Annotated in this window: 16 protein-coding genes and 7 pseudogenes; 11 read left to right on the top strand and 12 right to left on the bottom strand. The window is 67.5% G+C overall.

Annotation, left to right across the window (positions count from 1 at the left end; genetic code table 11):
• Positions 1 to 39: 39 nt before the first annotated feature.
• The 3 genes and pseudogenes from ACFY9E_RS18990 to ACFY9E_RS18980 all read left to right on the top strand — a co-directional run.
• Positions 40 to 1,614 carry a hypothetical protein gene (locus ACFY9E_RS18990; RefSeq protein WP_390985044.1) on the top strand — a complete coding sequence of 525 codons (1,575 nt, stop codon included), beginning with the start codon at positions 40 to 42 and terminating at the stop codon, positions 1,612 to 1,614.
• Between the two features lie 138 nt (positions 1,615 to 1,752).
• Positions 1,753 to 1,995: pseudogene (locus ACFY9E_RS18985) on the top strand (transposase); the annotation flags it as partial.
• 1 nt (position 1,996) lies between these two features.
• Positions 1,997 to 2,183: pseudogene (locus ACFY9E_RS18980) on the top strand (IS630 family transposase); the annotation flags it as partial.
• A 511-nt stretch (positions 2,184 to 2,694) separates the two neighbouring features.
• On the opposite strand, the pseudogene ACFY9E_RS18975 reads toward ACFY9E_RS18980, so the two are convergent.
• The 4 genes and pseudogenes from ACFY9E_RS18975 to ACFY9E_RS18960 all read right to left on the bottom strand — a co-directional run.
• Positions 2,695 to 3,023 (bottom strand): annotated as a pseudogene (locus ACFY9E_RS18975) (IS5/IS1182 family transposase); the annotation flags it as partial.
• A 347-nt stretch (positions 3,024 to 3,370) separates the two neighbouring features.
• Positions 3,371 to 4,126, bottom strand: coding sequence for a methyltransferase domain-containing protein (locus ACFY9E_RS18970; protein ID WP_390985146.1), 756 nt, complete (start codon positions 4,124 to 4,126; stop codon positions 3,371 to 3,373).
• A gap of 40 nt (positions 4,127 to 4,166) precedes the next feature.
• The gene (locus ACFY9E_RS18965; RefSeq protein ID WP_390985041.1) at positions 4,167 to 4,595 is read right to left on the bottom strand and encodes a hypothetical protein; all 429 of its coding nucleotides are present in this window, start codon (positions 4,593 to 4,595) and stop codon (positions 4,167 to 4,169) included.
• Positions 4,596 to 5,111: 516 nt separating this feature from the next.
• Positions 5,112 to 5,972 carry a GDSL-type esterase/lipase family protein gene (locus tag ACFY9E_RS18960; protein ID WP_390985039.1) on the bottom strand — a complete coding sequence of 287 codons (861 nt, stop codon included), beginning with the start codon at positions 5,970 to 5,972 and terminating at the stop codon, positions 5,112 to 5,114.
• 286 nt (positions 5,973 to 6,258) lie between these two features.
• Between ACFY9E_RS18960 and ACFY9E_RS18955 the strand changes: the two are divergent.
• A pseudogene (locus tag ACFY9E_RS18955) lies at positions 6,259 to 7,054 on the top strand (IS5 family transposase).
• Between the two features lie 19 nt (positions 7,055 to 7,073).
• Here ACFY9E_RS18955 and ACFY9E_RS18950 read toward each other — a convergent pair.
• Positions 7,074 to 7,868, bottom strand: coding sequence for an alpha/beta fold hydrolase (locus ACFY9E_RS18950; RefSeq protein ID WP_390985036.1), 795 nt, complete (start codon positions 7,866 to 7,868; stop codon positions 7,074 to 7,076).
• Between the two features lie 587 nt (positions 7,869 to 8,455).
• Positions 8,456 to 8,803, bottom strand: a complete 348-nt coding sequence (locus ACFY9E_RS18945) for a hypothetical protein (RefSeq protein ID WP_390985033.1) — start codon at positions 8,801 to 8,803, stop codon at positions 8,456 to 8,458.
• A gap of 197 nt (positions 8,804 to 9,000) precedes the next feature.
• Here ACFY9E_RS18945 and ACFY9E_RS18940 point away from each other — a divergent pair, with 197 nt between their 5' ends.
• Together ACFY9E_RS18940 and ACFY9E_RS18935 are read left to right on the top strand one after the other, a co-directional pair.
• The gene (locus tag ACFY9E_RS18940; protein WP_390985030.1) at positions 9,001 to 9,534 is read left to right on the top strand and encodes a hypothetical protein; all 534 of its coding nucleotides are present in this window, start codon (positions 9,001 to 9,003) and stop codon (positions 9,532 to 9,534) included.
• A gap of 1,135 nt (positions 9,535 to 10,669) precedes the next feature.
• On the top strand, positions 10,670 to 12,349 hold the full coding sequence (locus tag ACFY9E_RS18935) for a cutinase family protein (RefSeq protein WP_390985027.1): 1,680 nt from the start codon (positions 10,670 to 10,672) through the stop codon (positions 12,347 to 12,349).
• 53 nt (positions 12,350 to 12,402) lie between these two features.
• On the opposite strand, the gene ACFY9E_RS18930 is transcribed toward ACFY9E_RS18935, so the two are convergent.
• On the bottom strand, positions 12,403 to 13,173 hold the full coding sequence (locus tag ACFY9E_RS18930; RefSeq protein WP_390985144.1) for a transposase: 771 nt from the start codon (positions 13,171 to 13,173) through the stop codon (positions 12,403 to 12,405).
• A 132-nt stretch (positions 13,174 to 13,305) separates the two neighbouring features.
• Here ACFY9E_RS18930 and ACFY9E_RS18925 point away from each other — a divergent pair, with 132 nt between their 5' ends.
• Positions 13,306 to 13,809, top strand: coding sequence for a hypothetical protein (locus ACFY9E_RS18925; protein ID WP_390985025.1), 504 nt, complete (start codon positions 13,306 to 13,308; stop codon positions 13,807 to 13,809).
• 70 nt (positions 13,810 to 13,879) lie between these two features.
• A complete protein-coding gene (locus ACFY9E_RS18920; RefSeq protein WP_390985023.1) occupies positions 13,880 to 14,233 on the top strand; it encodes a DUF2750 domain-containing protein in 354 nt (117 codons plus the stop codon).
• Here the strand turns inward: ACFY9E_RS18920 and ACFY9E_RS18915 are convergent.
• The 5 genes and pseudogenes from ACFY9E_RS18915 to ACFY9E_RS18895 form a co-directional block, all read right to left on the bottom strand.
• A pseudogene (locus ACFY9E_RS18915) lies at positions 14,199 to 15,028 on the bottom strand (IS5 family transposase). The gene ACFY9E_RS18920 and the pseudogene ACFY9E_RS18915 sit on opposite strands and share 35 nt — an antisense overlap.
• Positions 15,029 to 15,322: 294 nt before the next feature.
• Positions 15,323 to 15,478, bottom strand: a complete 156-nt coding sequence (locus ACFY9E_RS18910; RefSeq protein WP_390985020.1) for a hypothetical protein — start codon at positions 15,476 to 15,478, stop codon at positions 15,323 to 15,325.
• Positions 15,479 to 15,863: 385 nt separating this feature from the next.
• Positions 15,864 to 16,433, bottom strand: a pseudogene (locus tag ACFY9E_RS18905) (MFS transporter); the annotation flags it as partial.
• A 509-nt stretch (positions 16,434 to 16,942) separates the two neighbouring features.
• Positions 16,943 to 18,423, bottom strand: a pseudogene (locus tag ACFY9E_RS18900) (IS1182 family transposase).
• Between the two features lie 77 nt (positions 18,424 to 18,500).
• Complete coding sequence (locus ACFY9E_RS18895; RefSeq protein WP_390985018.1) at positions 18,501 to 19,139, bottom strand: flavin reductase; 639 nt, start codon at positions 19,137 to 19,139, stop codon at positions 18,501 to 18,503.
• A 185-nt stretch (positions 19,140 to 19,324) separates the two neighbouring features.
• Here ACFY9E_RS18895 and ACFY9E_RS18890 point away from each other — a divergent pair, with 185 nt between their 5' ends.
• The 3 genes from ACFY9E_RS18890 to ACFY9E_RS18880 all read left to right on the top strand — a co-directional run bounded on the left by ACFY9E_RS18890 (position 19,325) and on the right by ACFY9E_RS18880 (position 25,254).
• A complete protein-coding gene (locus ACFY9E_RS18890) occupies positions 19,325 to 20,032 on the top strand; it encodes an ArsR/SmtB family transcription factor (RefSeq protein ID WP_390985015.1) in 708 nt (235 codons plus the stop codon).
• A 373-nt stretch (positions 20,033 to 20,405) separates the two neighbouring features.
• Positions 20,406 to 23,132 (top strand): AAA family ATPase, encoded by a 2,727-nt coding sequence (locus ACFY9E_RS18885; RefSeq protein ID WP_390985013.1) that lies wholly within the window; start codon positions 20,406 to 20,408, stop codon positions 23,130 to 23,132.
• Between the two features lie 298 nt (positions 23,133 to 23,430).
• Positions 23,431 to 25,254, top strand: a complete 1,824-nt coding sequence (locus ACFY9E_RS18880; RefSeq protein ID WP_390985010.1) for a sigma factor — start codon at positions 23,431 to 23,433, stop codon at positions 25,252 to 25,254.
• The last annotated feature ends 54 nt before the right edge of the window (positions 25,255 to 25,308 follow it).

Below are 25,308 nucleotides of genomic sequence, written 5' to 3'. Positions count from 1 at the left end.
CAGGGGCCCATTCCGTGGACTTTCTTGGGGGTTCGAGGCGTGCCGACACCTGACGAGATCTGGCAGGACGCCGACCTGCCCACCCGGCGGCTCGCCGGGCTAGCGCTGAATCCCGCCGCTCCGCCGGAGGTCCTGCTGCACCTGCTGGCCCAGGCTCCGCTCGCCGTACGGATGGTGCTGTGCCGGGACCGGGTCCTGCCGTCGGCGGTCGTCGACGCCGTGATCGCGCACCCCGACCATCGCACCCGCAGCTTCTTCGCCCGCAACCCCCATGTCGATCCGGCCCAGCGGGCACAGCTCCTGGACGATCCGCACTGGTTCGTCCGCGCCCACCTCGCCGAGGGACCCGGGCCGGAGTACGACGGGCCGCCGTTGCCCGACGACGCCGTCGTGCACATGATCAACAACTACGAGCAGGAGCTTCTCGGCGGTTCCCTCTACCGGCAGTTCTCGCTCAGACTGCGCCGGTCCATGCCCACGCACCCGGACCCGAAGGTCCGCGCCTGGGGCGTCGGCATGTGGACGTGGCTGCCCGCCGAGACACGGGCCGCGCTGCTGACGGACCCCGACGACGAGGTCCGGTCGAGGGCCCAGAGGCATCTGCGCCACGAGGACCCGGTGTGGGTCGAGAGCGTCCTGCCCGACAGACCGTGTCACGGCCGCACCGACATCCTGATGCACCGGGCACTCAGCAGGGCGGTCGTGGACTCGGTCCTCACCGCGCCGGCCGGCCCGCAGGAGCGATCGATGATTGCCGGGAATCCGACCCTGCCGCCCGACGTGGTGAGGCTCCTGGCTGCCGATCCGGACCCGGAGATCCGTGCCGAGATCGCCGGCCGCACCGACCTCGGCCCCGCCGAGTGCCGCACCCTCGCCGCCGACCCCGTGCCGGACGTGCGCAGGGCGATCGCTCGCCACCCGGACCTCAGTCCTGCGGAGCGGCAAGCCCTCGCTACGGATCCCGACCCGGGCGTGCGGCTGGCGGTTTCCGTGCACCCCGCGTGGAGCGAGGAGGAGCGGGCCGGAATCGACTACGCGGTTCCCTTGGACGGGCTCTTCCTGTTCTGTCCCGAGCCGTTGACGCCCCCGGATCCCGAGGCCGTGCGCCGAGACGCGCTGTCCGGTCACCCGATGCTGCGCAGAAAGGCCGCGCGGGTGCACACCCTGCCGGCCGACCTGGTGGCCCGGCTGGCCGTCGACGACGACCTGGGCGTACGCGTCCTGCTGGCCCAGAACCACCCGGACGCCCCGGCGGCCCTGCTCCTGCGCAGCTTCCTCGAGTACACCGGCCATCAGCGCGACCGCCTCCTCACCCGCCCGCACTTCCCCATCGACGGACTGGCCGTCCACGCCTACGACGAGGATCCCGCCGTCCGGGCGCTGGCCGCCCGCGACCCCAAGGTCCCGCCAGCAGCCGTGGAGCGGCTCACCCGGGACCCCGACCTCGCCGCCCGGGCCGCGTTCGCACGCCACCCGAACCTTCCGTCGTCCCGGCTGGCGGACCTCCTCGACGACGAGAAGCTGGTCCACCACGCGGCCGCCAACCCGGCGTTGCCCGCACCGGCGATCCGCGCTCTGGTGAGCACCTGCGCCGGGTCAGCCGACGGCGAGTAGCACTTCCAGCGCCGTCGCGGTCTCCGGGGGCGGGCGAGCAGGTCCGCTCCGGCGGGCGTGGTTTTGTACGTTGGAGCTGACACCACTTGTTGCTCAGAGCGGGGAACGCCCGGTTTGGCCCGGGGGCGATGTATCTTCCGCGCCGATCTGCGGAAATGGTTACGTGGCAAACGCATCGGAGTACGGATCGCGCGCAAAGGCATCGAGTCAAGCGAACGATTGGGCCGCCGCCGCTGGGTCATCGAGCGGACGATGTCCTGGCTATCCGGCTACCGACGTCTGAGCCCTCGCTACGAACGCGATCCCCGAAACTACCTGGCCTTTCTCGGACTGGCAGCCGCCCTGTGCTGCTACAAACGACTCGTCCGCCTCACCACGTAGAACACGGTCAAACTTGAACTATCCCAACCACACCGTGCAGACCCGGGTCTTGCACGCCTACCTGCGTTGGCGCAACGCCAACGCACGCCACCGCGACGTCCTGGCCGCCGAACGCAAGGAACGCGCCCCGCATCCGCAGCGAGAAGGGCATCCGCTGGGGAGGACGGCCTGCAGCTACGGCCGCGTGAGGATCTGGTCGCCGCGGTTCAGCCCTGGCGACAGCGGGCGATGAGCTGTGCACCCTCAGCGGTGAGCAACTGCGGCATGAGTCGACGCAGCGCAGCGGCATGCTGATGGACTCGCTTAAGCGTGGCTCGCCAGGTCGGGGCCGAGCCAGGAACGTCTTGAGCGGGACCGCATCCGCTCGCGACATACAACTCGTCCAGCCATACTCCCCTGGCCCTCAGGCCATCCGATGCAACCGGGGCGACCAGCGTCGTCACCACGGGCTCGTGCCCGTCCAGGAACCAGACCTCCACGTCCAGGCCAACGCTGTGGAAGAGAAGCCCATTGTCAGTCTGCTCCGGTCCCGAAAAGCCGGCGTCCTCAACCAGGAACGCGAACTCAACGCCCACCTCCGCCCGGAATGCCTCGGCCAGATCCCCCCGATTCCCCATTCTTCGATACTCCGAGATCGTCAGCGCCGGCGGAAGGCCCAGACCCGGTGAACCTTCGCGGTCACAGCACTAACTGATCGTTTCAGAATGAGGTTCGGAGTCGTCTCAAACAGATGATGCTGCCAGCGAGTTGAAGCAGGCCGAGGTGGAGGTCGGCACGTATCTCGCAGCGGATCCGGAGGCGCTTGAAGTGGTGGAGCCAGGCGACGGTTCGCTTGACGACCCAGCGGGTCCTGCCCAGACCGGAGCCATGGGTTGTGCCCTTACGGGCGATCTTCGGTGTGATGCCGCGGGCCGCAGGAGGCGGCGGTACTTGTCGTAGTCGTAGCCGCGGTCCCCGAACAGCCGGCCCGGCCGGTGCCTCGAGCGCCCGTGGACCCCGCGGATGCGCGGTATCGCCTCCAGCAATGGTCACGGGTAGGGATCAGGGCGCCGTCCGCGATCAGCACGGTCTCCTTTCGGAACCGCTGACGTTTCCGCCGACGGTGTCGGTGGGCCCCTTCGCTTTCGGGGGTGATGGACGGCATCGGAGGCCCTGAGCGGCGAGGTCCTGGGGGAGGGCTGGACGGGCCCGGATGCTGTTCGACGCCGTCGCGTACGTGCTGCGTGACGCCCGCCCGTACTACGCCGCCTGGTGGAACTGGGCGGCACGGTCACGTTCGACGACATCCTTTGACCGCCTGAACCCGCACCTATGAGAGGGCGCAAGCGTCCTGCGAGCAACCGCGCGGTCCTGCCGGGGACTGAGAGCCCGGTGTCTATACCTTGCTCGCGACCACCATGTAGTTCTCGGCCTCGAGATCGAACGTGCTCACTTCTGTCCGGAGTCCGACCCGGTGCAGCTCGACTTCGAGTTCCTCGTACCGGTAGGGCCAGCAGGACAGCAGTTCCGAGCGGACAAGAACCAGCCCAGTCGCATCAACTTGGGCGATCGCAATCTCGATGTGGTGCTCATCCTCCCAATGCGGCGCAATCTCCCAGCGGTAGACCACGACGGCATCGCGACCGTTTCGTCGGACGAGTCGGTCCCTGATGTCCAGCCGGGAACCTCTGGCCCTCACGACTTCCCAGGTGCGGGATGTGAGCACCAAGCGCCCGCCAGGGCGCAGAAGGCGTGACATCGACTCCAGAGCAGCACCCCTGCCTGTCGCGCCCGCGGCATGGTGAAGCGAGTTGCCAACGCAGAACACCATGTCGAACGTGTCGTCCTCGAAATGATCGGGCAACTCTTCCCAGTTCGCCCGCACGGCCCGGACGGAGGCCCCGAACTTTTCAGACAGCTTTGCAGTCCGGCGAACCATCGCTTCGCTGGCGTCGGTTGCGACAACCTGCATGCCACGACCGGCGAGGCCAACCGCCAACTGTCCGGTTCCGCACGAACAGTCGAGGACGTGAGCGTTCGACGGCAGGAGACTGAGGACGTCATCGAACGACGCAGCGAACTCGGCGGGAGGTAACTTTGCATCCGAGATGAGCCATTCGTACACCTCGGCAAGCACGTCATATTCCGTCACAACCACTACCTCCGTCACACAGCAGACTCACGGCGGGACGTCAGCCCATCAGAGGAGCAAGCCGGGCACCAATGGTTTTCGCAAGGACAACCCGTCCGCCCATGCTGCGGATAGCGCGAGCTGATCCGCTCGGCCATTCGCCGTGTTCGGCGCTTGACTCCGAGGTCAGGGACACCAGCCCCATCCCCTCGACACGGCCCGGCACCAACCGCATCCCGCCCGCACCCGGCCCAGCCGCGACACGCTCCGGCTCCGGCTCCGGCTCCGGCTCCGGCTCCGGCTCCGGCTCCACGATGCCCGACGGCCGCCGTCCCCCGTCCGTCGCCTCGGCCCACTGCCCGAACACCACCTCGGCCGCCTCCAGCCGGCCCAGCTCGGCGTCAACCTCCGCCAGCTCCTTGCGCAGCAGCTCGGCCCGTTCAGTCAGTCGCATCCGCCGCTCGATCGTCCACGTCAGCACGTCCACCATGCGCCTCCCTCCCGTTGCGGAACCTACGAGACGCCTCAAGCGGACCACCCCAGAACCCGCTAACCGGCCCGTGACAGACGATCACCTGCTAATGATCACGTCCTAGACCAGCACGAGCGAGTCAATCTCCACCCACGCCAGAGACCCGACCTGCGAGTTCAAGATGAAACGATCTCATTGCGAGTGCCTGGGCAGCGGTCATCGGCAGGTCTTCCGGACACACCTGATCCGCCTGATAAAGCCACGCTGCCTCCACCAGGGGCGGATATGCGCTGCGGACACGGCTGTCGGGTTCGGATGTGTCGTCTATCGCTGCCATGATTCATACGATGCCAGCACCGCTCGCGAGAGTGCCCGGAAAATTCAGACTGTCCCGGCAAACCGCCCTACAGCTGACCCAACTCATGCTGTTGCCCCGGTGACACTCCGCGACCGCTCCCCAAGATCTGTGCCAGAGCCCACGACCCGTGAATAAAGCCAACCGACCGCTACTCATGCTCGGACAAGCGGATCTCGCTACTCAGAGGCGTCTGCCAGGTCGACGGAGGGCTCTTGTCCACGCTGGAAGGCACGGCCGAAGTGTGGGCCGGAGCTGCCGACGGACAGGAGGTCCGGGCGTTTGGCCACGCGACCGTCTCCGGAGGAACGCCCACGCGCGCGCCTGCCGATCCACGGACCTAGGAATCCGGCGACCCAGCGCACCTCGGCTGACGCGGCACGCAAGAATCGTGCCCGACCAACAGGCAGGACGGGCAACGGGTGCGTCCAGGAGTCGTCAGTGTCTGGCAGGTTGAGCGAGTGAGCGAGCGCCGTCGCGATCCGCTGGTGGCCGAGTGGGCTCGAGTGGAGGCGGTCCTGACTCCACAGGCGTGGATCCGTGGCCACCGGATACAGGGTGACGTCGGCGACGACGACACCATGCCGGTGCGCCGCCGCGCGAACGCGGTGGTTCAGCGCCTCGAGACGCGGCCGGAGCGGACGGGCCAGTGGAGTGACGCGCGCGATGTCGGGAATGGTGAGCGTCGCCACGCGCGTCCCCTGGCCGGTGAGCGCGGCGAACATCGCCCTCAGATGCGCGGCCACCTCATCCGGATCGAAGCGGGGGCGCAGCATGTCGTTGACTCCGGCCACGACCGTCGCGAAGTCCGGCCGCAGCGCAAGCGCCGCGGGCAACTGCTCCGCGTGGACCTGCCCGGCCAGACGGCCCCGAAGGGCGAGATTGGCGTACCGGAGCTGCGGGCTGTGGCGAGCCAGGTGCTCGGCGAGCCGGTCGGCCCACCCGCGCAGGCCCGTCAGATCGTCGCCGTCGCCCACCCCTTCGGTGTGACTGTCGCCCAGGGCCACGAAGCGCAGGTAGCGGGTCTCAGTGCCTGACATGAGGGGCTGACTCCTTCAATCTGGCGTGAACCGCTGGATTTCTAAATGAGACAGGAGCTCTTGTATGGAAACCGGCGCATGACTGGTCTCCTGATTGCCGCAGAAGCCATCTTTCCGGCGGATCGCTTGGGCCGATGCTCATGCCTGGCCCCTAGAAACCATCACGAACTACCTGACAAGCGAACGAAACGCTCACTATGAGCTCGTAACAGGATCTTGTTGAAGTGCCCTGGTCGGACGTGACTGTTGTGACGATCCGGCGGTTCGGCAGGGTGTGACGACTCGGCTGTGGATCGTGGACGACGACTTGTGGCCGCTGATCGAGCCGCTGCTGCCGCCGTGGCCCGAGCGGTCACCGGGGCCGAAACCGGTGGCAGACCGGCTGTGTCTGCAGGGCATCCTGTACGTCTTGCACCAGGACATCGCCTGGCAACTCCTGCCCTTGGAGCTGGGGTTCGGCTCCGGACAGACCTGCTGGCGTCGGCTGGACAGATGACAGCAGGCCGGAGTCTTCGAGCAGCTGCACCGCATCTTGCTGGCGAAACTCAACGCGGCCGGCGAGTTGGATTGGTCGCGCGCCTGTGTGGACGGCTCCCACGTCCGCGCGAAAAGGGGGAGGTGCGACCGGTCCGTCGCCGGTCGACCGGCGGAAGACGGGCAGCAAACACCACCTGATCTGTGACGGTTAGGGCACCCCGTTCCATGTCATCACGACCGCCGCGAACGTCAACGACGGCACCAAGACCCTCGCCCTGGTCGACAGCATTCCGGCGGTAGCCGGACGCCCGGGTCATCCGCGTAAGCGCCCTGAGAACCGTCCTGGGCGACAAGGCCTACGACTCGAAGGCAGTACGACGTGCGCTACGACATCGCCGGATCCTGCCGGTGATCTCCCGCAAGGGCGCCCCGACATCAAAGGTCTGGGCAAGCTCCGCTACGTCGTGGAGCAGACTTTCGCCCTGTTCCACCAGTTCAAGCGCCTTGCCGTGCGCTGGGAGAGGCGCCTCGAACTCCACGACGCTTTCACCTCACTGGCCTGCAGCCTCATCTGCTGGAGGCGCCTCAAGAGGGTCGCATCGTGATCCATCGGGGGGGCCGTGGCTATGCCGAGGCAAGGAAGTCCCGGACCGCGTCCGCGAAGCCGACCGGGTCGTTGGCATACAGGAAGTGGTCCGTGCCCAGTTCGACGAGACGGGTGCCGGGCCGCCGGGCGGCCATCTGTGCTGCCTGCTCCGCCGGCAGGACACCGCCCTCGGCGCCGCGTATCAGCAGTGTCGGGCAGGCGGAGCCGGTCCAGTCGGCCCAGTGGTCGCCGTGGACCTGGTCCTCGGATTCATAGATGTCCTTGGGGTGGAAGTGCAGGCCCCAAGTTCCGTCCGGCTGCTCGCGAACGGCGGATTCGAGGAAGGGGGCGAACGGGCCCAGCTGGGCTACGAATGCCTCCCGGCTGAGGCAGGTGCCCTTCGGAAGGTTCAGCACGAAGGCGAGGGAATTGCTGCCGTCCAGGCCGAGCTCGGCGCAGCCCTCGCCGTTGATCAGCGCGGTGACGCGCTCGGGGTGGCGGGCGGCGAACTGGTAGGCGTTGATCGCGCCGAGCGAGTGGCCCACGAGGGCCGCGCGGTCCAGTCCCAGGTGGTCCATGAGGGCTTCCAGGTCAGCAAGGTAGCCCTCCCGGCTGTATTCGGCCGCCCGGTCGGAGTTGCCGTGGCCGCGCTGGTCGGGCGCTATGACCCGCCAGTCCGGGGCCAGGCGGGCGGCGAGATCGGCATACGACATGCCTTCGGACATGTGTCCGTGCAGGGCGAGCAGCGGGCGGCCCGGTCCCCCGAAGTCCACGTAGGACAGGGTGCGGCCGTCGATGGTGAGCGCAGAGCGCTTGGCGTTGTCGGTGTTCATGGGTTCACCGTAGACGATATCTATACGCTTGTACAAGACGTATGTGTGAGACGCGTGTATACATCTCGGTGCCGTGCGGTCGCCCAAACCGACTGATCGGCGGTGTGCGTGAACGGCTCCAGGTTCGCGCGAAAGAGGAGTGCCGCGCCTGGCCGCCTGCCGAGAGAAGCGCTTCGAACTCCACCGAGCCTTGCTCTCGTTGACCTGCAACCTCACCTGCCGGAGGTGCCTCAAAAGGGCCGGATCGTGATCGCGTTACGAGCTCTTAGCGAAGCGGTGGTTCTCCGGCGGATACCGACATGAGCCTCCGCGCACAGGGCAGGAGGCTGAAGTCTCGAGTCTCTCCCCTGCGGCTTCGACCGCATCGCGACTTCACCGCGAGGACTCCTGTCTGTGGCCGCTGCATCGTCGGCGGCCCGGCGCGGCGGCGCCGACGCGCGACACCGGCGCGCGCTCTGATCCCCGGCTGCGGCCTCGCCGCCCATCCCGCCCCTCCTCATCCTCAACTCCAGCCAGGGCATGGACGGAGGGGGGTCGCGCAACGGGGATGTCAGCGCCCGAACCATGCCGGACGGTGTCCGGCATCGTCACCACAGCCAGGCGTTGGAGTGCCGCAGCCGGGACAGGGCGCGGGCATCGCGGCGCGCGGCCGCGTTGCCGATCCGGTTCTGCCGTGAGCGGGGCCGGCGCGACTGCCCGGCGGCGAGTCGGCGCCGCCTGACTTTCTGGAGTCGCCGCCGCTGCTTGCGCAGCTCCTGCTTCTTCGCCTCCTTGGACTTCGGCTTCCGGGGGCGCTTCCAGATCGGCTGCCATCCCGGGGGCTCATCGGGCTCGGGCTCCTGGTCCTCGTCGAGCGCGGCGGCCATCTTCGCGCGGGCCGCGTGGGCGCGGGCGAGGGCTTCGTCGGGGTTGGGGCGTTCTTCCGGGGTGCTCATGCGACTCCTCCTGTGGTCCGGCCCGGTGTGTGCTGGGTGCCGGGCTCAGGAGCACTCTCCTCTTATGTGATCAAGCCTCGGACGCCCCACGATCTGGGTGGTGGTACGGCGGGCCCGTGCCGTCGAACAGCCCGTCCCAGTGGGCCCTTGTGGATAACCTGCCGCATACTGGAGAGCTCTGGGAGGGGAGGGGCGGCATGCTCGGTGCTTTTCTCATCACGGGAATCCCTTTTTTGTTGCTATTCCTTGGCCTGGCCATCAGCCAGTTGTTTCCCGAGGACTGGCGTCTGCGGTCGAGGTATGTGGTCCTGAGGCAGAGCGAAGCGCGCTTGGCACGCGAGGTCGCACGGGTTCTGCGGGCGCGTCGCCTCCGCGAGTTGACGATCCTTGCCGCCAGCCAAGGACCCATCGGGCTGATCGCCCAGGGCTCGGGCCTCTCGCCCCGACTGCGCACCGTGCGACGGCGAGTGCCGAACGCCTGCAGTTACTGCGCGGTCGAGAGCGTCGTCCGACGGCTGCCTGCCCACGTCCTCAAGTCGGTGAAGGGAGGCGCCGACCACGTCGTGGCGGACTTCCGCCAGAGCCTCGGCTCACAGCCGCATGCCGTCAGCATCCACATATACCGCGGCTTGCAGTGGTCGGTGGAAGCCATTCCAAGCCGGAGCAACTCGCCGCGTTACGAGCCCGTGGCCTGCCCCGTGCACATCAACGCTGCCACAGAGTTGCCATAGGCCTGGTGGGAAATCTGCCACCTGCCAGGGATCCGTGTAGCCGACTGCCTCATGCTCCGTATGCGGGGAGGCGGATGTTCGACGAACGTGCTGAGCTCTCGGCGCTGACAGTCGCACGCGCTGGTGACCGCTGGCATACCTGGGCTCCAAGGGCTGTAGACCATATGCACGAGCACAGGTGTCCGCGTGCGGGGTGGTGTGATATGCCGTAGCGTCGATTATGGGGACTTTCACTGTAGAACGGCAAACGTCAAATCTTGCAGTTTCTCTGTTGCTTCGGGAGCCTTGCATGTCTCGACGTGTGATTTCCCTTGGTGCCGCATTTGTGGCACTGTTCGCATTAAGTCCTTACATCCCTATTGCGGCTGCATCCGAGCCTCAGACGGCAACTCGCACTGACTCGGCAGTGGCGGGGCCGCACCCCGATGTCCTCCGCCCCATGTCGCAGCAAACGTTCGATGCGGCGTGCAAGGAACAGGGCTACGCCCAGGGCGTGACTACGGTCGGGAACGACGCGTACTCCATCCGGTGCGTCAATGAAGACGGAAGCCTCCAGACGTTCCGTCCACGAGAGGAAATCCACAACTTCGTAGCCCAGGCATGCCAAGACACGTATACCGATGTCAGAGTGACGGATCGCCTCGCCACTATGGGCCGGACCTACAGTGCTTGGGAATGTGCCGACTATGGGTCGTATGCAGGGGGCCCCGACTTCAAAAAATGGTGTGAGTCCAAAGGGCTCAAGCTCATCAGTAGTTCGAGTGCTAAGTACCCGGCCTACCAGTGGTTCTGTGCGAATTCATCGAGGACCAGAGTGGAAGGCATCCCCGTAGATGATGTCTGCGCGTCGCAATTCGATGAGTCCGCTCTGGACCGCGTGTTCAACGTGTACGGGAAGACTGTTGAAGATGCCTGGGACTGCTTCTATACCAGGTGAGCCCACCCGCCGGGCTTCCACCGATCCCTGACGACCCGGCTGTTTGTCGGCGATCCCCCGTGAGCCGGGCAGCGAAGATGCATGCCTCGGGGACTTGTGGTGTCCTGGAAGTGTCCGGAGGCTCAGTCGGGCCGGCTCGCCGTAATGCACGGAGCCACGGCTATGACCCGGAGCGCATGTCGAAGTCTCATCGCCCTCATGGGGGCACTCGTGGTCCCCGCCGGGCTGCTGGTCAGTGAGTCGGCGCCTGCGACCGCGGCACAGCCTTCCGCGCCAGCGCGCTGTCCCGTTCGCTTCCTCGGCCTCCATGGCCTGGATGAGCAGAGCGACCTGACGTCCCCCACCATCAACGCCACCTGGAAAGCGTTTCAGTCGGCCGTCACTGCCAAGGCGCTTCCCCCGAAGCGGGACTCGATCGCCTTTCCCAAGGTGACCAGGAGGGAATTCCTGGCCAGGAACATTGTGATCGGCATCGAGCCGGACGTGAACGTGGGGGTGGCGGCCATCCAGAGGGCCATGGACGGGGCCGTCAGGAATTGTTCGTCCACGAAGTTCGTGCTCACCGGGTACTCGTTGGGCGCGTGGGTCGTCGACAAGTTCCTCGTCACCGACATCCATCGACGGCAACTCGTCCGCGCCGCCCAGCTCTACGGTGATCCACAGTGGAGGGCCCCAGGAAAGGGAAAGGGCTTGGCCGTGGTTTTCAACCGTGGCCTGCGCACGCCTTATCCCCCGTCCGCCGACAAAGTGCACAGCCTGTGCAACCATCGCGATCCGGTTTGCGGGACCGGGTACCGAGACGACGGGCGCGACCTGGCACCCCGCCTCAAGGACCTGCAGGCCCCGATGAAGTGTCCCGGCTCGGCCCACTGTTACTCCGGCCGGTCCACCACCCAGGGCGGGGAGTTCTTGGCTTCACAGGTCGCCACCGACTGGAACAACCGTACCTACGGCGTGACCTGCGGCGACACCGTGAACAAGGCAGTACCAGTCACCGTGCGCAACGGCAGAGGCAACGTCAAAGCTGGTCGCAGCGACATCGGGAACTACGACCGCTGGGACGTGCGAATCCAGCGGATCGCCGCTGGAAGAGTGCCGCGTCTCGGGGACGTGACGGCCGTACTGTTCTGGTGCAGCCCCCAGCCGAGCGACTTCTCCCTCCAGGAACTACGGGTCTACCGCACTGCCGGCGGCCGGGAAGTGGGCCGGACGCCGGCGTTCGACGTCGACGGGCTCGCGCCCATCTACCAACCAGGAACCGTGACCTTCCGGAACGGCCGACTGCTTGCCGACGTCAAGTTTTATGGGCCGGATGACACACACGCCACCGGTCCCTCGATACTCCGCCATGTCACCTGGGTGTGGGACGGCAGCCGCTTCATCAAACGTTCCGAAGTCGATGCGAACAACCCCAGTCGCATGGACTTGAGCACACAGCGCATCACGGTGAACGGCATGGGGTTCCTGCGCCTGGGAATGAGCCGCGCGGAAGCCGAGCGCACGGTCGGCGCGCCGATCCCCGAAGGGCCGGGCGGGCCGGACTGTACGGACCTGTCCATCGATGGAGGACCGCAGGGCTTGTTGCTCCGGTTCTCCAACAACGATCGGCTCGTGGCGATTTACGTCCTGTCGCAGGCGTCGGAGTCGATCAGAACCGCCTCAGGAATCCACGTGGGCAGCACACGAGACGACGTGATCACGGCCTACAGCCCAGACCTTACGGTAAGCCAGGATGAACTCGTCTTCACACCCCAGGGGGCGCAGTTCCAGGGAAAGGTCATCACGTTCTTGATGAACGACCAAGGCACTGTGGAGTCTTTCATCGCGGGAGAGAGCAACTTCGCGGGCCCGCCAGTGCTGCCCTGCGGTGGCGACTAAGCGCTGTCCCGCAAATGATCTACGACGTGCTTGTTGACCCGTCCGTTTCTTCGTCATCCGGCGAGGACGAGGTTGTGCAGGCGGGCGATGCCGAGCATGGCGTGGTGGACGCCCTCGCCTTTCAGGCGGCAGTTGCGGAGGATCTTCCAGGCCTTCATGCGGGCGAAAGTGTGCTCGACGCGGGCGCGGACCTTGCGGTGTGAGGTGTTGTGTTCCCCTTTCCAGGCTGGGAGTTCGGCTTGGCCGCGCTCGCGGCGGTGTGGGATGACCAGGCCGGTTCCTCGGTAGCCGCCGTCCGCGATCACGGTCGTCTTGCCGACGGCAGCTTTGGCGCCGGACAGCTCCCATGCCTTGCAGTCATTGCGGTTGCCTGGCAGGGGCCGGCCGACCACTACGACGAGGCGGGTGTCGGCACCGATGACGACCTGGTGATTCGTGGAGTATCGATAGTTCTTCGACTGCTCGGCCACCGTGTGGTCACGTGTGGGGACCAAGGTCCCGTCCACGATCAACACAGTGTTCTTGCGGAACCGCTTGCGCGGCCGGAGCGCGAGCAGGGGGCCGAGGTGTCTGATGACACGGTCGGCCGCGGACTTCGATACCCCGAGGAGCGGAGCAAGCTGGCGCAGCGTCAAGTTCGTGCGCCAGTACGTCGTGACCAGCAGCACTCGGTCCTCCAGCGGCAGCCCCCACGGCCGACCCCGCCGCGCCTCATCGGCCCCCTCACTGCGCAGCGCGGTCACCAGCTTGTCGAAACAGCGCGGGCTCAGCCCAGTGAACGGGGCTATCCAGGACGGGGCCGACGCCGTGATCACTCCAGTCACAGCAAGATCATGACGCCAAGCCAAGGCCCTGTAGCACCATCCCGTCACGGGCCGCCTGGCCAAGTCCTCACCCAGCTGCACGATGCTCAAGGCACCGCCGGGCCGGCACAACGATCTGATAAGGAGCAGGACGTGGGAAGTCTCTTGAGAAGCGTCTCCGCGGTCCGCTGGGGAGAACTGTGCGATGCGACGGGCGCCGCGGCCGGCGGTATCCCCCCTCTGCTGTCCCGGATCGCATACGGGGATGAGGACACAGCTCGCATCGCTATCGATGAGCTGGGCGATGCCGTCTGTGCGCTGGGCTTCGTCGTTGGCGAGGCGACAGCTCCCACTGTTCCGTTCCTTCTCGAACTGGCCGGGTCCCCGCACGTCGCCTGCAAGGCCGAGGTGTTGGACCTGCTGGGAAGCATCTGCCGAACCGACCAGTGGCACTCCGCCGCTGCGGCGACCCAAGGCCGCAAGCACGACGCGAGCTACCGACAGCAGACCGGCTGGGAGGCAGCCTCAAGGATAGCCGTGCACGCAGGCCGGTCAGTCATCGAGCGTGTCGCCTCCTCCGTACGGCCAGAAGAAGCGACACCTGCTCGGAAGTTGTTGCAGGTGATGGACGAGACGCCGCCGTTCCCGGAGCCATAAGCGGTTATTGCGGGACAGCCCTTAGAACTCCTAACGAAATGAGTGTTGGAGAACGGTAGGCTCGGTGGCCATGAGTCACAGTGGTTCGCAAGCGGCGGCATTCTTCCGAGACGTCCGCCAAAGCGGCGTGGTCTGGCTTGTCCGGGATGACGACGGAAGCCCGACTCACCTCTCTGCGGACGGCACGCGAAGTCTTCCCTTCTGGTCGACCTCGCCCCGCGCCCAGAGGGCAGCAAAGATCTGGGGCCATGAGCTCCGCGTTGAGTCCATGCCCTTGGACACCTGGTGCGATCGCGTATTGCCCGATGCCGCTCGGGATGGACTCGTGATCGGCATCAACTGGAGCGGGACGCGCCTGGTCGGCTGGAGCTTCACCCCCAACGAAGTTCTTAACCGGCTATCGGCGGCTCGCACAATGACCTGAGTTGTCGTTGGGTGATCAGGCAGCACGCGAGCTTGAGGAAGGCTTCGTGGATGTCGGCTCGTCTTCCCCAGCGGATGCGGAGCCGGCGGAAGCCATGTAGCCAGGCGATGGTTCGCTCGACCACCCACCGGTAGGTGCCCAGGCCGGTCCCGTGCAGGGTGCTGCGTCGGGCAATGGCGGGAACGATGCCGCGGGCGCGGACCTGGTCGCGGTAGACATCGTGATCGTAGCCGCGGTCGGCGAACAGCGAGTCGGGCCTGCGGCGGGGATGTCCGACCCTGCCGCGCACCGGCGGGACGGCGTCGAGCAGCGGCAGGAGCTGGGTGACGTCGTTGCAGTTGCCGCCGGTCAGCAGGACGGCGAGCGGGGTGCCGTGGCCGTCGGTGATCACGTGGTGTTTCGACCCGGCCCGCCCTCGGTCGACCGGCGAGGGCCCCGTGCGGAGCCCCCTTTTAACGCCCGAACGTGCGAGGAGTCGACCACGCACCTTGACCAGTCCAGTCGCGCGGCCGCGTTTAGTTCGGCCAGGAGCACTTCGTGCAGGCGCTGCCACACGCCCGCCTCGTTCCAGTCGCGGAGCCGGCGCCAGCACGTCATCCCCGAGCCGAACCCGAGTTCCTGGGGGAGGTGTTCCCACTGGATGCCGGTGTGCAGGACGTACAAGATCCCGCACAAGACCTCCCGGTCTGGCAACGGCTTCCGCCCCGGATGCCTGAACCGCCTCGGCCGCTTCGGTAGCAGCGGCTCCAAGCCGTCCCACAACTCGTCCGGCACGATCCAAGGCGACGCCCCCATTGGGCTGAACGCTCAACTCCCTGCATGGACACGGCCAGCAGGACCGAACCAGCTCATTGTGCTAGCCGCTGTTAGCCGCCGAAACCCGCAGGTTCTTCCACCGCCGACAACGCCAACCTCACATCGCGCGCGGATACTTCGGCGGCCGACACGTCCGATATGCCATCGACGGGTGAACTCCATGAGTTTCTGATCAATAGCATTGGGATCGCCGGTTAGCCCAACCGGCGATCCCGCCCATCGTTGGTGTTCCACCGCCACTCTCTGCCTTTACTTCAAAGGCACGACTTGCCTTTAGAAGAAGTGCTTGCGTCCACCGACCGCGCGACCCGTCGCACCCATGATCCACAGGATGGCGCCAACCAGAATGAGGATGCCACCGATCGTCGTCAGCAGGCCCATGCCGACGAGCAGGCCGATAAGCAGCAGAATAAGCCCAAGAATAATCATCTCAAAACCCCATCGTTGATTCCGGCTCAAGCACTTGTGCGTTTAAGCTTCACAAGGGCATGAGTTCGTCCCTTGGTTGGTAGATCCCGACCGGCTGGGAAGGCCGGGCCCTCGGTGCGATAGTCCTTGTGCCCGGCGACTCGGGGTTCACGCACACCTTCGAGGCTTCGTTCTCGGCGTGATCGGCGCTCCGTTCGCCGACCTGGCCCTCGGCAGGTCGCCCACCGGCACGCAGGATCGGCTTCCGGCCTCTGCGGCCGCGGGCGTGGATGCGCAGCCGGTAGTCACCTGGACCGTTGAACGACAGGACGGGAAGTTCATCGTCCAGGTCGTCCATGATGCCGCGGACCATGAGTTCTCCGGAGGCGGAGTGCGCCGAGATTTCGCCGAGGTAAAGGACGGCGCTGGCCGCGAGCGCCCGGCGTGGGCCGAGTGCCGCGACGGCCGCACCTCCCAGCGCTAGGCCGAACAATTGCGCGCCGGCGGCAGCGATGTTGTTCAGTGACCGGCCCAGTACATAGGCGTCGCCCTCCAGCGACTGCGCGACCAGCCGACTCGACGCGCCGTGAAACACCGGTGTGGCGAGGGAGACCAGCGCCACGACACCAAGGCTTGCCGCGACCGGCATCTGCACCAGGGCGAGCAGCAGGGCGGCGGCGCACGTCAAGGCGTAGCCGCCGGTGATGAGCGCGCGGGGCGGCAGTCGGTCGGCCAGTGAGCCCAGCAGCAGCGAGCCGAACAACTGCGGGATGAAGCCGATGCCGAAGGCCAGTGCGCTCAGCAGCGCGGAGCCTGTGGCCGCGAAGACCAGCACCGAGAACGTGGTGATCCGCAGCGCGTCCGCAGTGATCGCGACGGCGCGGGTCGAGAAGAGCAGCCGGAATCGCGGCTCGGCCAGCACCTCCCGGTAGGTGGCACGGTGGTTGCCCTGCGCGGGCTCGGCGGTTGGGGTCATGACGGCCAGCCTCGCCATGCGCCCACACCCCTCACCGATGATTCGTCGCTGGACGAATCGGAACAGACGCCAGCGGTAGCATGGCGCGGTGCTCCGCTAGTCTCCGTCGAGGACCTGCTGCGCAGCCGCTTCGCGCTCTCCCCCGCCACGGGCCTGTGCTTCCTACTGCGCTCGCTCGCCGGCCAAGACCGGCCACTACCGCGAGCCTGGGCCACCCGACTCCTGCCGGCCTTCGAACGGCTTCGCCGCGAGACCGAACTGAACGCCGCCCTCGCCCTGCACACCACGCAATCCGGACCGAACTTCGTCGCCCCGCCCCCGCGCGGCCTGAACCAGACCTGGGCAGACGACCTAGGAGCGTGGGTCAGTAACGAGCAGGCGGCTCGGCTTCCTGTGGCCGGCGGATCGGTCGCGGCGGCCCTGTCGGGGCCTGTTGGGGCTCCGGTGGGGTCTGCCCGCCGGGTGTTCGGTCGGCAGGGCTCGCGACGTGGCCGGGGAGGCCCGGCTGGTCAGTCGGCCAGGGCGGCGATCCCTGCTGTCCCGGCGTGAAGGAAGATCTTGCGGTGGTTGTGGCAGGCGGCGAGCAGGCGCCACTCTCCTCGGGCGCCTTCCTCACCGCTCAGGAGGAGTTGGCGGCCGTTCTGGCAGGTCATGATCTGTCCGAAGACGGGTTCGACGAAGGCTTTCCGGCGGGCGTAGGCGGCCTTGCCGGGCTTGGTCCGCAGCTTGCGGGCCATGCGCTCCTTCAGGGTCGCGTCCTTGGGGATACGTCCGCGTGGTGTGGGCGGGACCTGTTCGTCGTGTCCGAGTCGGCCGGTAGCCATTAACGTGTCGGTGCTGCAGGCGAGGTGGCGATCCCGCGCGGCCTCAAGGTTCGTCTCGGAGCAGTAGCCGGCGTCGACGAGGGCCTGCTTGGGATGGGTTGCGGTGTTGGCGGCGGACTGGTCGAGCATCGTGGTGTAGTTCAGCGCGTCGGAGGCATTGGTCGTCACGTCGGCGGCAGTGATGACCTGGTGGGCCTCGTCCACGACGGCCTGAGCGTTGCAGGCCTGGATGTAGGCGCCGTCGCTGTTCTTCATGATCCGCGAATCGGGGTCGGTGAAGTCGGCCTGGGCCTTGGGCTTTGGCCGGGCCTTGGCGGCGGCGGCCTTGCTGGCGGCGGTGGCGGCCTGCTCGTCGCTGCTGCCAGCACGTGCCTGGCGGCGTCGCTCCTTGTCCTCGGCGTGGCGGCGGGCCTTGTCGGCGGCTTCGGCCTCGATCTGGCGCGGGCGGCCTGCAACCTGGCGAGGCGTTTCTCGCGGCGGTCGAGTTCGGCGGGCAGGTCGGTGTCCTTGCCATCGACGCCGAACGTGGCGTCCTCGGCCTCGTCGGTGGCCTCGGCGTCGGCGAGCAGGGCGGCGGCCTTCGCCTCCAGCGCGGCGATCTCGGCCTCGATGTGCTCTTCCTTGTCGATGAGGCGGCCGTAGCTCATCGCCTTGTGCTTGGAGGCGTTCGCTTCGAGTTTGGTGCCGTCCAGGGCTACGCGGCCCATCTTGACCAAGCGGAGTTTGATCGCGAGGTGCAGTGACTGGGTGAACAGGCCAGCCAGGGCGTTCAGGTGGCGGCGGCGGAACCGGGCGATCGAGCGGAAGTCCGGGGCTTGGTCGGCGGCCAGGAACCGGAACGCGACGTCGTCGGCGCACTTGCGCTGGATCGCCCGGGAGGAGCGGACACCGGTGGTGTAGCCGTAGATCAGCAGACGTACCATCAGTCTGGGGTCGTAGGGCGGGTAGCCCCGCTTCTCGGTGTAGTCGGCCAGGACCGGTCCCAGGTCGAGTACCTCGTCGACCAGGTCCGCGACGAACCGGGCCAGGTGTCCCTCGGGCAACCAGTCGTCCAGAGACGGCGCCAGCAGCAGGGCCTGATGCGGGTCGAACGCCCTGAACCGCTTGTCCGCTGCCGCCGTACGCGTCTGCGGCCGACTCTTCTCGATCGGCTCGACCTCGAACAGGCCCTCCCCATCACGCACCCCGTGATCATCTCGTATGAATGGTCACGGGATGCAGGCGAGGGCCGCCGGTTGCCTGCTCAGACGGTCGTCGACTGGATCTGGTGCGGCATGTTCCAGCCCTCGGCGAGTCTCGACGGGTGAACGTTGCGTCCCCCGCCGAAGAACTCGCAGAACTTCATGATCAGCGGATCCCAGCCGAGCGGGTCCACATAGTGCGTCCCCGGGATGACCAGGTCTTCCTCGACATGAGCGCGAAGGACCTCGACCTCGAAGGCAGTAGCATGCGGTTCGGGACCGCCGAAGGGATGGGCCGAGACGACCCGGCATTCCAGCTGGACCGGACATTCCGCAACCCTGGGGGCCCGGACCAGATCCGATGCCTGCTCGGTCAGCCGTGCGACCGAGAACTTGTCCGGCTCGTGCCGGTAGCCCTGCTTTGCCTTGTAGTCCGGCATGGCCAACTTTCCGGTGGTGAGCGCGATCCGGTCGACTGCATCGACCATCGCCGACGAGGGCAGGTTGAGCACGCACTCGCCCTCACGCAGCAGGTTCGCGGTGGTTTGGGCGTTGTTGCCGAGACCGAGCATGCAGGACTGGTCCAGCCACCACGCCGAGGACATCGGCGCGAGGTTCGCCGTGCCGTCCTCGTTGAGTGAGCTGACCAGCACCACCGGAGTTCCGAAGTACAGGACCTTGAGCCCGGGGACGACGTGCATGCGCTGTGCCTTTCGCGGAGTGCCAGACGGACAGGTCCGCGATCAGGAACACGAACCGTCGCTGACTCTCTCGTGAGTGAGACGCGGACGCTGGCGGAGATACGACATCGCGTTCCGGACGAGTGGAGTGATCATCCGATGACAGTGACAGGCCCGGCGTTGATTACTGGGACACGCTCCTAGCCATGATCCGGGCCACACCGCTGGGAGCAGCCCGCCACGAAATCGCCACCACCGCGACCGGCCCGTCCGCCCGCGATCCCCGCGTACGCGCAGTGCTGGACTCCACGGACGCCGTCTCCAGGATCGCCGAGACGATGGACCAGGCCTGGCACGAACTGCTCGCCACGGACTGGCCGCACCTGCGCGCGATCTGTGAGCGCGACGTCGTGCACCGGGTGGGGGTGATCGGCGAACACGGATGGGTCACAACCATCGAGAGCCTGCACCCGAGCATCGCCTGGCGCGCCGGCGGTATTGAGATCGGCTCCTTCCCCCCAGTCGGAAGTGTCCGCCTCGCCGGCGACGGGCTACTGCTGATCCCTTCGGTCTTCGTCGCGAATATCGCCGCCCACCTGGAAGACCCCTGGCCCAGGACCTTGATCTATCGCGCCCGCGGCACCGCCGCCCTGTGGGGCGAACAGGAGAGCGTCTCCCGACCGGACGCGCTGACCGCTCTGGTCGGCCGGGCCCGAGACCGGCTGCTGTTGGCGCTGGACGCCCCGGCTAGTACCAGCCACCTCGCCCGAAGCCTCGCCATGACACCCGGCGCGGTAGGAGACCACCTCGTCATCCTGCGAGGCGCGGGACTGCTCGTCAGCGCTCGGTCCGGACGGTCCGTGCTCTACCGCCGCACCCCGCTCGGCGAGGCACTGGTCGCCGGTGCGGGCTGAGGGCTCAGATTCAGCACTGCTTTCTTGAGGCGTCGCCAGCAGATGATTGCAGCCGAAGGTGAGGAAAGCCTCGTGTCCCGTATCTCCCAGCAAATCCGCAGGCGGCGAAACCAGTGCGGTTGGGCGAACGTGCCCTCCACGTCCCAGCGTTGGGTTCCGAGGCGTGACGTGCCGATGCCCCCACCGCATGGTTGAGCAGCGCCACCGGCCCCTCCGGGCGCAGTGCACCTCGGGATCTTCCCCACTTCCTGCGGGAGCCACCAGCCATCGGCCACACTCGTAACGCGGCGTGCACGTGTCGCCACTGACTGGTCGTCTCCTCGGGAGAAGTGCGATGACGTTTGGGCCTGGATCGCGGGAGCTACTGTCGCGCGTGGAGGAGCGGGCGCGTCTGCGGCAACTCGTCGCCGATGCCCGGCAGGGGCGAAGCGGCGTTCTCATGCTGCGGGGCGAGCCAGGGATCGGCAAGAGCGCCCTGTTGGAAGAGGCGGTGGCAGAGGCTGCGGGGATGACCGTGCTGCGGGCCACGGCCATCGAGATGGAAGCGGAACTGGCCTTCGCGGGGCTCTGTGAGCTGGTGCGTCCCGTGGAGCACCTCATCGACCAGCTGCCGTCGGCACAGGCGAGCGCCCTGCGCACCGCCCTGTCCCTGGAGGAAGGGCACACTCCGGACACGGTGACTCTGGGAGCCGCCACACTGACGCTGCTCACGGATGCTGCGGCCACGTCACCCGTCCTGGTCGCCGTGGACGACGCCCACTGGATGGACGAGGCGAGCGTACGGCCCCTGCTCTTCGCCCTTCGGCGCTTACAGGCCGAGGCGGTGGCGGTGCTGGTCACGGCACGCGACGGCGAGGAATGCCGGTTCACGGAGGCCGGCCTGCCGACCGTGGCTCTCACCGGACTCGAACCCGCCGCAGCCGCCGCGCTGGTGCGAAGGGTGGCTGACATCCCCGCCGACAGCGAGCCGTTCAAACGCCTCTACAGGGAGACCGCCGGCAACCCGCTGGCCCTGCTCGAGGCAGCGCCCGCGCTGGGCCATGCCGAAGGGGCCGTACAAGCCCCCCACGGTCCCCTGCCGGTGGGACCGCGGCTGACCGCCGCCTATTCCGCCCGGTTGGCCAGTCTTCCGGAGGCCGGTCGCCGCGCGGTGACGGTTGCGGCCGCGGGATACACGGAGGATGCAGCGGTCCTGGAGACGGCGCTTCATCAACTGGCCCTGGAAACACGAGTCCTGGGGGTGCTTGAGTCAGCGCACCTCATCGACCGGTCCGGCGGCAGGGTGAGATTCGTGCATCCGCTACTGCGCGCCGCCGCGTACCACACGGCGGGAGCCGAGCAGCGACGAGAAGCCCACCGCGCCCTGGCCTGGGCACTCGCCGACCGAACCGGTCCGGTGGACCGTGACCAACGCAGCTGGCACCTCGCCGCGGCGGCGGCCGGCCCGGATCGTGCCGCCGCATCAGCGCTCGCCGACACCGCGGCCAGTGCCCGCGACCGGGGTGCTCTGCCCGCTGCGGTCCGTGCCTTCGAACGAGCCGCCGATCTTTCGGCCGCCCCAGTCGACCGGGGCCGCTACCTGCTGGCGGCCGCCGAGGTCGCGCAGCTTGCCGGCCGAGGGGACCAGGCGCTGGCCTTGGCCGAGGCGGCGACGAACGCCACCGACGACGCTGCGGTGTGTGCTGGGGCAATCGGGATGCGCAGTCAGATCCTGCTCCTGCGCCAGCCACCGCGCCGTGTCCACGACCAGTTGGTCGACATGGCCGTAGGACTTGAGGCGGCGCAGGCGGTGCCGTTGCTGGTCGCCGCCGCGGGCGCGGCATGTATGGGGGGCGCGATCGCCCAGGCGCGCGTGACTGCCGATCGAGCCGCCGCGTCGGCCTGCGACAGTGACGCCTTGGCCTTCGATCACCCTGCGGCCCTGATGCGGGCCCATACGATGATGCTGGCAGGCGAACGCGCCGACGCCGCTGCCGTGTTGGATGCCTGCGATACGTTCCTCACCACCACCGACCCGCTCTCCATCGGCGTCGAGGCGACGAGCTTCTCCACGATGGATCTCATGTGGCTCGAGCGGTTCCCCTCCGCGCGGACGCTGCTGGAACGAGCCATTCGCAGTGCGCGCAGGATCGGCGCCTCCGAGCGGCTCGTTCCGTACCTGACCGTCCTGGCTGACACCCAGCTGCGCACCGGTTGCTGGGACGACGCCTACGCCCTGGCAGGCGAAGGTGCTGCCCTCGCCGCCGAGATCGGCCAGCCGGTCCTGCAGGCCTACGCCGTCTCCACGTTGGCCCGGATAGAGGCTGCGCAGGGACGCGCCGAGAAGTGCGCCGAGCACGCCCGCCAGTTTCGCGCACTCATCGAGGGCCGGGGCGCGGAACTGGTTAGCCCCTACTTGGAGGCCGCACTCGGCCTCCTCGATCTGGGCACCGGCAAGGACTCCGACGCCGCGGCCCGCCTCCATGACCTGCAGCAGCAGGTGACCGCTGCAGGACTGAGGGAACCGGTCGTGCTGCAGCACCAGCCCGACCTGATCGAAGCGTGCCTGGCCGCAGACGACTTCTCCGGAGCGCAGGCCGCGCTGGACGAACTCATGGGCCAGGTCCAGCAGGCGCCTTCCGCGTGGGGACGTGCCGTGAGCGCACGGTGCCGAGGGCTCGTTCACGCCGACGAAGACGCTTTCAAGGAGGCCCTGCAGCACCACGAGCAACTGCCCGATCCCTACGCCAAGGCCCGCACCGAACTCGCCTACGGCCGCTTCCTGCGGAGGAGGAGGAAGCGCGGTGACGCCCGCCGTCCGCTCGTCGCGGCCCGCCAGGTGTTCGAGCGTCTTCGAGCGGATCCGTGGACGGCGCTCGCCGAGAGGGAACTCCGAGCCGCCGGATTTGACACACCCAAACGCCGCGGCCATGAGCCCGTCGCGCTGACTGAACGAGAAACACAGATCGCGGTCCTTGTCACCAAGGGCCACACCAATCGCGAAGTGGCCGCGGCGCTCTTCCTGTCGGACAAGACGGTCGAGTACCACCTCAGCCACATCTACGCCAAATTCTCGATCCGCTCACGAGTCGAACTCGCCAGTCGCCTTGCCGTCGACTAACCGCATGAGTGGGCGCACGACCGCGCAGGGCCCGCGCACTCACGAGACCTCACATGAAGCACGCTCAAGGCTAGGGAGATCCCTGGTGTGTCCCCAGGGTGTCACTCCGTAGCGTGCACAGCGCTACGTGCTCTCTGCCGCGTGATCGTGATGAACGAGCCATCCCATGCGGACCCATGCGGACCCATGCGGAAATCCGTGCTCTTAACAATCTTGGTGGTGCGGCGACGACTTTCCCTCGCTCGCGTCGAGAAGGCGGGGGCGGCCCCCGCCGGACGCGAGGAAAGGCAGGACAGCGATGACAACCGACGACCGTGACCTGGTTGCCAGGTATCGCGCCGGGGAGTACGAGGCCGGCCGACAGTTGCTGGATCACCATTGGCACACCCTCGTCAAGGCGGCGCTGCCCAAGCTGGGCAACAACTGGCACGACGCCGAGGAGGCCGTCGTCGACGCCTTCGCCGCGCTGGCGAAGGACACCAAGCCGATCAGGAACGCGGAAGCCTGGCTGAGGACGGTGGTTGGCCGCAAGGCGGTGGACCTGATCCGAAGGAGGCCACCGACGCCGGCTGGCGAGCCCGAGGAATCTCTGCCCGTCGGTGATCTGGGAGTGGAACGGATCACCGAACAGCGGGCCTTCGTCGCCCTTCTGCAAGCTCTGGACCACGAGGAACGGCGCATCATGGCGGCGGCCATCGACGACGCCACCACGGACAAGCCGGCGCTCGAGCAAGCGCGGGCGCTGAATCTGCAACTGCACGCGGACTACTATCCGGGAACTCGTCGCGCACGGCAGCAGGCGGCCGACGCGCGGCTCCTGCTGCACATGCTGCAGGCGGCCGAGCCCTGCCCGGGACTGCTTCTCGCATGCGGAACGATGCCCGGCCAGGAGGGCCCCGGGCTGACCCCACAGGGTCGCAAGGACGGACTGGAGCACGTCGAGGAGTGCGGCGACTGCCAAGCCGCGCGGGACAGGGTGAAGCACCGCATGTGGGTGCCGGGAGTGGTGGCCGCCCCGTCGCCGGAACTGTACGACCGGATCCGCGAAGTCTGCGACGCGACGAGCCTGAAGTCCACGGGGACGAGCACGGCACAGCAGGAAGTGAACACCGGTGCCGGGCGCGGCTCCAAGAGTGCCGGAAGGCGCAGTGCCACCGGGGGCGCCCTCACAGGTGTCGCCACCAGGAGCGCGCGTCGGCGGCCGCGCCGACGGGTCGGCAAAGCCCTGACGGCGAGCCTCACCGCACTCCTCGCCGCCATCGTCTTCGCGAACGAGGGCAGGGGGAGCATCTCGCTGCCCGACATCAGCAGCCTTCCGGGGCTTGAGGAGATCACCACCCAGGGAGGTACGTCAGGGGAATCGATCTTCGGGAACTCCACCGGCGGGAACGGAAGCGTCGGAGGCGGGGGCAGCGAGAACCGACGCGCCGAGAACGGCGGTAAGGAGAAGGGGGGTAGCGAGAACGGGGGTAGCCAGAACGGCGGCAGTGAGAACGGCGGTTCGGGAAACGGCGGCAGCGAGAACGGTGGATCGGGGAACGGCGGCTCCGAGAACGGCGGGTCGGGAAACGGCGGCTCCGAGAACGGCGGGTCGGGAAACGCCGGCTCCGAGAACGGCGGGTCGGGAAACGCCGGCTCCGAGAACGGCGGGTCGGGAAACGCCGGCACGGAGAACGGCGGCAGTGAGAACGCCGGCACAGGGAACGGCGATACGGGCAACGGCGGAATCGAGGACACCACCGGTCCCACCGTCAGCCTGGCCGGGATCAGCACGGGCGCGGTCGGCCAGGAGGTCCTGGACAACCACGGCTCGCTGATGCAGACCTGCGGCCCGAGCGGAACACCCACCACCTACAGCGTGCGCGTGGCGGCATCCGATCCCTCGGGCATCTTCCGGCTGACCCTGTACATCCAGCACCCCACCGACGGGACGTACACGTCCAGCTCGGGCATCGCCGACGGCGATGCCGTCCGTTTCGACATCCCGGCCTACCGGACGGGTCCAAAGCCCCTGGAGACGGTGCAGTTGCGGCTCTACGCCATGGTCAAGGACATGAACGGCAATCGCACGGAGGCCGATTTCGGGACGCTGCCGCTGTACGAGTGCGGCGAGCCCGGCTGATCGGGGCGACCCGGGCCCCCAGCCGTCCCCGTTACCCTTCCACGTCCTCACCCC

The sequence above is a fragment of the Streptomyces sp. NPDC012466 genome (assembly GCF_042955215.1).
In the GTDB taxonomy this organism is placed as follows: domain Bacteria; phylum Actinomycetota; class Actinomycetes; order Streptomycetales; family Streptomycetaceae; genus Streptomyces.
The sequence above is the reverse complement of the archived record's forward strand: the minus strand, read 5'-3'. Positions and strand labels throughout refer to the sequence as shown.

What these genes read in the sequence shown, in the direction of transcription:
- ACFY9E_RS18960 (WP_390985039.1), bottom strand. Translation starts at nt 5,972, where the DNA reads ATGTCAGGCACTGAGACCCGCTACCTGCGCTTCGTGGCCCTGGGCGAC.
- ACFY9E_RS18910 (WP_390985020.1), bottom strand. Translation starts at nt 15,478, where the DNA reads ATGATTATTCTTGGGCTTATTCTGCTGCTTATCGGCCTGCTCGTCGGC.
- ACFY9E_RS18950 (WP_390985036.1), bottom strand. Translation starts at nt 7,868, where the DNA reads ATGAACACCGACAACGCCAAGCGCTCTGCGCTCACCATCGACGGCCGC.
- ACFY9E_RS18895 (WP_390985018.1), bottom strand. Translation starts at nt 19,139, where the DNA reads ATGCACGTCGTCCCCGGGCTCAAGGTCCTGTACTTCGGAACTCCGGTG.
- ACFY9E_RS18890 (WP_390985015.1), top strand. Translation starts at nt 19,325, where the DNA reads ATGATCCGGGCCACACCGCTGGGAGCAGCCCGCCACGAAATCGCCACC.
- ACFY9E_RS18880 (WP_390985010.1), top strand. Translation starts at nt 23,431, where the DNA reads ATGACAACCGACGACCGTGACCTGGTTGCCAGGTATCGCGCCGGGGAG.
- ACFY9E_RS18935 (WP_390985027.1), top strand. Translation starts at nt 10,670, where the DNA reads ATGGGGGCACTCGTGGTCCCCGCCGGGCTGCTGGTCAGTGAGTCGGCG.
- ACFY9E_RS18965 (WP_390985041.1), bottom strand. Translation starts at nt 4,595, where the DNA reads ATGGTGGACGTGCTGACGTGGACGATCGAGCGGCGGATGCGACTGACT.
- ACFY9E_RS18920 (WP_390985023.1), top strand. Translation starts at nt 13,880, where the DNA reads ATGAGTCACAGTGGTTCGCAAGCGGCGGCATTCTTCCGAGACGTCCGC.
- ACFY9E_RS18945 (WP_390985033.1), bottom strand. Translation starts at nt 8,803, where the DNA reads ATGAGCACCCCGGAAGAACGCCCCAACCCCGACGAAGCCCTCGCCCGC.
- ACFY9E_RS18940 (WP_390985030.1), top strand. Translation starts at nt 9,001, where the DNA reads ATGCTCGGTGCTTTTCTCATCACGGGAATCCCTTTTTTGTTGCTATTC.